The following is a 6,886-nucleotide window of genomic DNA, read 5'->3' as shown; positions in this document are numbered from 1 at the left end:
CATCAGCAGGCCGCCGTTGGATCGCCCCTCGATGCCCAGGTGCGGCGTGCTGGTCAGCTGGTGGCGATCAGGTCGCGGCCCACGGCGACGAAGTCGTCATAGATCACCTGCCGCTTGGTCTTCAGCCCGGCGTCATGCCAGGCGGGGCCGAACTCCCCACCACCCCGGATGTTGGCCAGGACATAGGCGCCCCCCCGTCCCAGCCACAGCTTGCCGGTGGCGCCCAGATAGCGCGGCAGCATCGGCACCTCGAACCCGCCATAGGCGTACAGCAGCGTGGGGGTGGACCCATCGAAGGGCACGTCGCGCGGCCGCACCACGAAGTAGGGCACGCGGGTGCCGTCGCTGGACACCGCCTCATGCTGCTCCACCACCGCCTTGGACGCATCGAACTGCGGTGGCGTGGACTTCAGCTTTTCCACCGTCCCGGTGTTGGTGTCGACGACGGACAGGGTCAGCGGGTCCAGGAAGCCGGCCACGGTGACGAAGATGCGGTCATGGTCGCGGTCCGCGCCGGTAACGGTGATGTTGGAATTGTCCGGCAGTTGCAGCAGAGCCCGGCGCCAAGTGCCATCGGCGTTGCGGTCGGCGACGTAGACCCGGCCCTTCACATTGTCGGTCAGGCTGATCACCAGGTGGTGCCTGGTGAAGTCCAACCCCGTCAGGCCTTCGCGCGATGTCGGGGCGTAGACCACGACGGGGCGCAGGTGGGACGGGTCGGCGGACACCGCCGCCAGGTCCAGCGCCACGACCGAGCCCTGGCCGATGGTGGCACCGCCAACGGACCAGTCCTCCTTCACCTCCACGATCAGCTGGCCATCGTGCAGGCCGTGGATGCTGGACTTCTGCGGCAGGTCCAGGCGCCGGGGCTGGCCGTCCACCAGCAGGTATTTCTCCGACTGGAAGAAGCTGCGGTTGCGGACGATGACCACCGCCTGGCGGCCCTGGGCATCGCGCAGGGTTTCGGCACCCACGCTCATGTCCGTCCTGTCGCCCTGGAAAACCACGTGCGCCTGGTCCAGCGGCTGGCCGCGCCGCAACGACTTCACGACCAGGGGATAGCCCGCGGCGCTCATGGTGTCGGGGCCCCATTCCCGGGCCACCAGCAGGGTCTGGGGATCGGCCCAGGTGACCGACTGCTTGCCGCGCGGCAGGGTGAAGCCGCCGGGCACGAAGGCCCGGGTCTTCAGGTCAAATTCCCGCAGGGTGATCGCGTCCTCACCGCCGTTGGACAGATGCACTACGCAATGGCGGCGGCTTTCCTCGTCGCAATCGGTGCCCTTGAACACCCACTTCACGCCCTCGGCCTTGGCCAGCGCGTCCACGTCCAGCACGGTCTGCCAGTCGGGCTTGTCCTTGGCGAAGCTGGCCAGGGTGGTGGTGCGCCACAGGCCCTGCACATGGTCCGCGTCCTGCCAGAAATTATAGACGGCGTCCCCCCGGAAGCTGACGCCCGGCACCCGGTCCTTGCTTTCGGCGATGGCCGTCGCCTCCGCCAGTAGGGCGGGGTAGCGCGGGTCGGCCTGCAGAAGGGCGGTGGACCGGTCCGTCTCCGCCTTGGCCCAGGCCAGCGCGTCGGGGTTGTTCATGTCCTCCATCCACGCCCGGCTGTCCTCAGGAATGCCTGTCCCTGGAACGCTGGTGGACGGCGTGGCGGGCGTGGAATCGGCGAAGGCGGCGGTCGCCCCCAGCATCAGGCCGGGCGACAGCAGAAGGGCGCTGATCGTATGCTTCATGAACCCCATCCGTGGGGCGCCCCACCGCCCCCACTGCCGAAGGGGAAGTTGGCGCCACCCATCTCTGTTGCCCTAAGTAGTGGGTCAGGACGCGGCCGGATGCAATATCCCTGCTTAAGTCAAAAGGGGTGGGTGTTCGCGGGCCCTCAGGCGTCGGCGGCGTCAATGACGCCATCCGCCGTCTTGCGGAAGATGGAGGGGGTGCCGACGTACAGCACCAGCGCCTCGCGGTCGGAGGTGTTGCGGGCGCTGTGGGGCTGCAGGCTGTCGAAGTGCAGGTTGTCGCCAGGGCCCAGGCGGGCCTTGGTCTTACCCACCACGCCGGTGATTTCCCCCTCGACGACGTACAGGAAATCCTCGCCGTTGCGCTGGTCGGTGGGGAAGGCATGGCCAGGCGGCACCCGCATCAGGATGATGTCCAGCTTGCGCCCATTCAGGTCGGAGGCCAGGTCGATATAGTCGACGGGGCTGTCGATCGCGATGCGGCTGGGTTTGGCCGCGCGGTGGACGATGGCGCCGCTGTCCGGCACCTCCATGAAATAGGTCAGATCCACCGTCAGGGCGTCGGCCAAGGCCAGCAGCGACACCAGCGACGGCACGCTGAGGTCGCGTTCCGCCTGGCTGATGAAGGGGGCGGACAGACCGGAACGCTGGGCCACCTGCTGCAGGGTCAGGCCCAGGGCCTTGCGCCGGGCGCGGATGCGGTCGCCCATGGGCATCTGTCGGCGGCGGTCGGTGGTGCTGACGGTGTGCATGGCAGGCCCCCTGTGCTAGCCCCCTCCCCGGCCCCTCATGCATACGCCCGGGGTGCGGCCTCGGGACGTGGGTACCGGTTATTACATTTGTCCTATTCTAGTAGGTGACGGTCCCCTCGGGGTAAAGACGGCAACTCCCGCCGGCGCCGCATAGCCGCGACGCCCTGGGCGGGACGGTTCAAATTTGTTCACTTGTCAAAAAAATTGCGGTCGCCGCCGGTGGTCCGGCTTTGGTCCCGCCGTCACGCGTCCTTGAAGGCGACGCGGACGTTGCCCCAGATGCGGCCGCGCACGCGGATGGGGGCGTCCACCTCCTTAAGGCGGACGATGACGCCGCCCCCCATGTCGCGGGCGTAGGACTGGACCAGATAGTCGCCGGTGTTGCGGCCGGCCGCCAGGCCGGCGCGGTCGTTGAACAGGCGGCGGTTGCGGCTGTTGGCCATGTTCCAGACGTAGTCGCCCGGCCGCTGCGGCTGCGACACCCGCTTCATGTGGGTGGGCAGATAGCCCGATGGCACGACGGCGGCGCAGAACTGGATGCGGGGGTCGCCGGCCGCCACCGGTTCCTGGATATCGGGGAACAACCGGTCGGTCAGGGGGGTGTAGGCCGCCATGTATTGCTGCGGGTCGGTGCCGGCGATGGGTTCAAGGCCGGTGGAGAACAGGGCGTCCTCATCGATCTCCCCCTTCCGCACGGCGTGCTCCAGCGCCTGGGACATGCGGGCGGCGGTGGACAGGGCCAGGTCGATGTAGGATCGATGCCGTTCGACGGAGCTGTTCAGCACCGCCTGCAGCCGGTCCCGCTTCTGCATGTCGACATGGGTGAAGCAGAGGTGCAGGCCCAGTTCGCTGACCCCCGCCACCACGGCCGACACCCGGCCCACGCCGTCCAGGACCAGCGCCACGTCCTGCTGGTCGGCCACCGCCGGCAGGTCGTCCACCGCCATCAGCGCGCCGCGCAACGACAGGTCCTGCAGGCGACCGGGGTGGGACCGGCCGTCCACCTCCACCGTCGCCGGCACCTCGCACGGCACGCGATCTGCGGCGCGGCGGTCGCCCGCCAGCGACTGGCGCAGGGCGATGGTCATGCGCCGCTTCAGGTCGACCACGGCGGTCTGTGTCTCGCCGACCCGCAGATCCAGGGCGGGCGCGATGCTGGCGATCTCATCCGACTGCCCGCGATGCTGCCCACCCTGTGCGACAACCTGCTGGGCGGCGCCGGCGGATTCCGACGCGCTGCGCCCGATCTCCGCGTTGGCGGCGGACTGCTGCTCCACCGCCGCCGCCGTGGCGGAGGACGCCTCATTGATCTCACCGATCACGGCGATGACGGCGCGGATGGCGTCCACGCTGGCGGCCACCGCCCCGCGCAGGCCCGACACCTGGGTGCCGATGTCGTCCGTCGCCTTTTGCGTCTGGCCGGACAGCGACTTCACCTCATGCGCCACCACGGCGAAGCCCTTGCCGGCGTCACCGGCGCGGGCCGCCTCTATGGTGGCGTTCAGGGCCAGCAGGTTGGTCTGGCCGGCGATGCTGGCGATCAGGTCGGTGACGGTACCGATCTGGTAGGTCGCCTCCTCCATCCGTTCGATGGCGCCGGCGGCCTGGCGGGCGCTCTCCACCGCGCGGCGCGCCACATCGCTGGAGCGGGCTGCCTGGCGGGCGATCTCATCGCCGGCGGCGCTCAGCTCTTCCGTCGCCGCCGCCACGTTGCCGGCGTTGCCACTGGCCTGTTCCGCCGCGGCCGACACAGCCACCGTGTTCTCACGCACCACGGTCACGGCCTGCTTCAGGTGCATCACTCCGTCCACCGCCCGGTGGCTGCCCCGTTCCACCCCCATCCAGGTGGCGTTCAGGTCCGCCTCGATGGCGCGGCAGGTTTCCAGGAGCGCCAGGCGCGCATCCTCGCGCGTGCGCTCCGTCAGTTCCACCCGTTCGTCCATGCCGAAGGCCAGGCGCACGCGCAAGGCCCGCAGGGTGGTGGTCAAGGCCTGGAACTCCGCCACCGGGTCGGGCGGCATGGGCCGGTCGAACTCACCCACGGCCACGGCGGCGAAGTGCCCTTCCAGCCGGTTCAGCGCTTGGCCTTGCGCCCGCAGGATGATGTGGCCGCCCACCACGGACACGGCCAGCGACACCAGGATGATGACGGCGTTGGCCCACAGCCAGGCGGCGCTGTCGGCGCCCGCGTCACCCAGCCCCATGAAGCGCAAGCCGCCCGCCACCAGGGTGCAGGCGATCATGATGCCCATGGTCAGGATCATGCGGCCGCGCACGCTGCCCATGACTCGGCGCAGGCGGGGACCCGGCCCCGTGGCGACGGCCACACCCTCCCGCATCACGCCCCGGCCGGCGCGCAATTCGGCGTGCAGCGCCTCGGCGGCCCGCACCTCGTCCCGGGTTGGCTTGGCCCCGACGGAAATGAAGCCGGTGACCTGACCACCCTCCACCACCGGTGTGACACCAGCACGCACCCAATAGGGATCGCCCGCCTTGGTCCGGTTCTTGATCACGCCCTCCCAGGGGCGCCCCGCCCGGACGGTGGCCCACAAGTCGGCGAAGGCCGCCTTGGGCATGTCGGGATGCCGCACGATGCTGTGCGGTGACCCCACCAGTTCCTCATGGCTGTAGCCGCTGACGCGGATAAGGGCGCGGTTGGCGTAGGTGATGCGGCCAGACGTGTCGGTGCGGGAGATCAGCAGGTCACCATTGGGCAGCTCAACCTCACGGTCGGTCACGGGCCCCGTGTCGCGCATCGTCGCTCCTCCCCCAGTCTTGTCCCCAGGCTGTTTTCCGCGTCCAGCCTGGACTGGGAAAAGGTTAACCCTTCGTAGGGGCTTTAGCCTCCTAACCATAAGTGGTGAATGCCACCCCAAAACGTCATTTCCCGGAAAAGGACGCCGAGATGCGTTGATATTGATAATGACTCGCGTTATCGTGGCGACCTGGAGACGATAGCTGCTAGGCCCGACATGCCCGACGATCTGCTGATCACCCACCGCGACAGCCTGCCCCTGCCCGCCCCGCTGGAAGGACTCAGCGCCGGGGAACGGCTGCTGGTGTGGAGCCTGCGCCACATGGCCCAGCCCTATGCCGGCCACAGCCCCAGCCAACGCAGCTGTCCCCTGATCCGCCACGCCTTCCTGCAGGCCTGTGGCGAGGACGCGGACGAGGTGATGGCCACCTTTCGCGCCTTCCTGCTGCTGTACGGCCGGTCCGCCCGGCACCGGCCACGGGTGGGCTGTCCCGGCTGCCGTGACTTGACGCCGGACGAACGCCAACTGCTGCGGCTGCTGGCCTTGGCGCAACCATCGGGCGACCCCACCACCACCGCCCGCCTCTACGCCCTGGTGGAGCATCTGATGCGGCCGGGCGCCACCGAGGGCGTGCTGGTGGCATCCCGCGCCATGGCAGGCGCCCTGGGCGCCCACGGCCTGGCGCTGCCGGTGCGTCCCCTGGGGATGGAGCGTACGCCCCGCCACGGCCGCTACGACGCCTGAACCACCTGGCCGCCAGCGGTCGGCCCTGGGCCTAACGATGGGGATGGACGTCAGGGACCAGGGTTGAGCCGCACCCGGTTCCGGCCCTCCACCTTGGCGAGGTAGAGCGCCTCGTCGGCGCGGCGCAGGCCATCCGCCAGACCGTCGCCGGCGGGGGTGCCCGGAATCACGGCCACGCCGACACTGATGGTCCAGGCCAGGGTGGATTGGCCGTTGGCGGGGGCCGCCTCCACCGCGCGCCGCAGGCTTTCTGCCCGGGCGATCGCATCCACGGCGTCGGCGTCCGGCAGCAGCACGGCGAACTCCTCGCCCCCCATGCGGCCCACGGCCTCACCGGGCCGAAGCCAGCCCTGGAGCAGACGGCCAAACTGCGCCAGCACCCGGTCGCCCGTCTCATGGCCGAAGGTGTCGTTGATGGATTTGAAGTGGTCGATGTCGATCATCAGCAGGGCCAGCGGACAGGCCGTCTCACGCCCCCGCCGCACCTCACGTTCCCCCAGGTCCAGAAAATGGCGGCGGTTGGGCAGGCTGGTCAGCAGGTCGCGGTTGGCCATGTCATAGAGCCGGCCGGCATAGACCTTCAGGCGTCCGACCAGGGGGCGGAAGATGAAAATGGCCTCCGCCAACAGGGTGGTCAGCAGAATGGCCAGCACACCCAACTGCGCCCGCCGGAGCCATTCCACGCGATCCACCGCCTCCGTTTCGAAGCGGCTGACCGCCTGGTCCAGAGGTGACAGGATGCCGTCGCGGGTCTGGGTGCGGATGTCGGCGAAGGCGCGGGCGCGGATGTCGGCCGTCCTCCCGTCCGGTGGCCCCACCACGTCCTGCGGTCCTTCCGCCCGCGCCAGGATGCGGGCGGACAGGACCAGGTCGCGCGTCCGCCGGTCAATATCGG

At 69.5% G+C, this 6,886-nt stretch carries 5 protein-coding genes; 1 reads left to right on the top strand and 4 read right to left on the bottom strand.

Features of this window, described 5'->3' with window-relative positions; translation table 11 throughout:
* Positions 1-53 precede the first annotated feature (53 nt).
* The 3 genes from I55_RS17800 to I55_RS17790 all read right to left on the bottom strand — a co-directional run bounded on the left by I55_RS17800 (position 54) and on the right by I55_RS17790 (position 5,247).
* Positions 54-1,736: a prolyl oligopeptidase family serine peptidase gene (locus I55_RS17800; protein WP_049974239.1), complete on the bottom strand. Its 1,683-nt coding sequence runs from the start codon at positions 1,734-1,736 to the stop codon at positions 54-56.
* A gap of 146 nt (positions 1,737-1,882) precedes the next feature.
* Positions 1,883-2,491, bottom strand: coding sequence for a helix-turn-helix domain-containing protein (locus tag I55_RS17795; protein WP_044561922.1), 609 nt, complete (start codon positions 2,489-2,491; stop codon positions 1,883-1,885).
* A gap of 242 nt (positions 2,492-2,733) precedes the next feature.
* Complete coding sequence (locus I55_RS17790; RefSeq protein WP_044561921.1) at positions 2,734-5,247, bottom strand: methyl-accepting chemotaxis protein; 2,514 nt, start codon at positions 5,245-5,247, stop codon at positions 2,734-2,736.
* Between the two features lie 216 nt (positions 5,248-5,463).
* On the opposite strand from I55_RS17790, the gene I55_RS17785 reads away from it, so the two are divergent.
* A complete protein-coding gene (locus tag I55_RS17785; RefSeq protein ID WP_044561920.1) occupies positions 5,464-5,991 on the top strand; it encodes a hypothetical protein in 528 nt (175 codons plus the stop codon).
* A gap of 50 nt (positions 5,992-6,041) precedes the next feature.
* On the opposite strand, the gene I55_RS33200 is transcribed toward I55_RS17785, so the two are convergent.
* Positions 6,042-6,886: GGDEF domain-containing protein (locus I55_RS33200; protein WP_148293809.1), on the bottom strand; the 845-nt coding region annotated here is incomplete at its 5' end.

It is taken from the genome of Azospirillum sp. B4 (assembly GCF_000333275.1).
Taxonomy (GTDB): Bacteria; Pseudomonadota; Alphaproteobacteria; order Azospirillales; family Azospirillaceae; genus Nitrospirillum.
The sequence above is the reverse complement of the archived record's forward strand: the minus strand, read 5'-3'. Positions and strand labels throughout refer to the sequence as shown.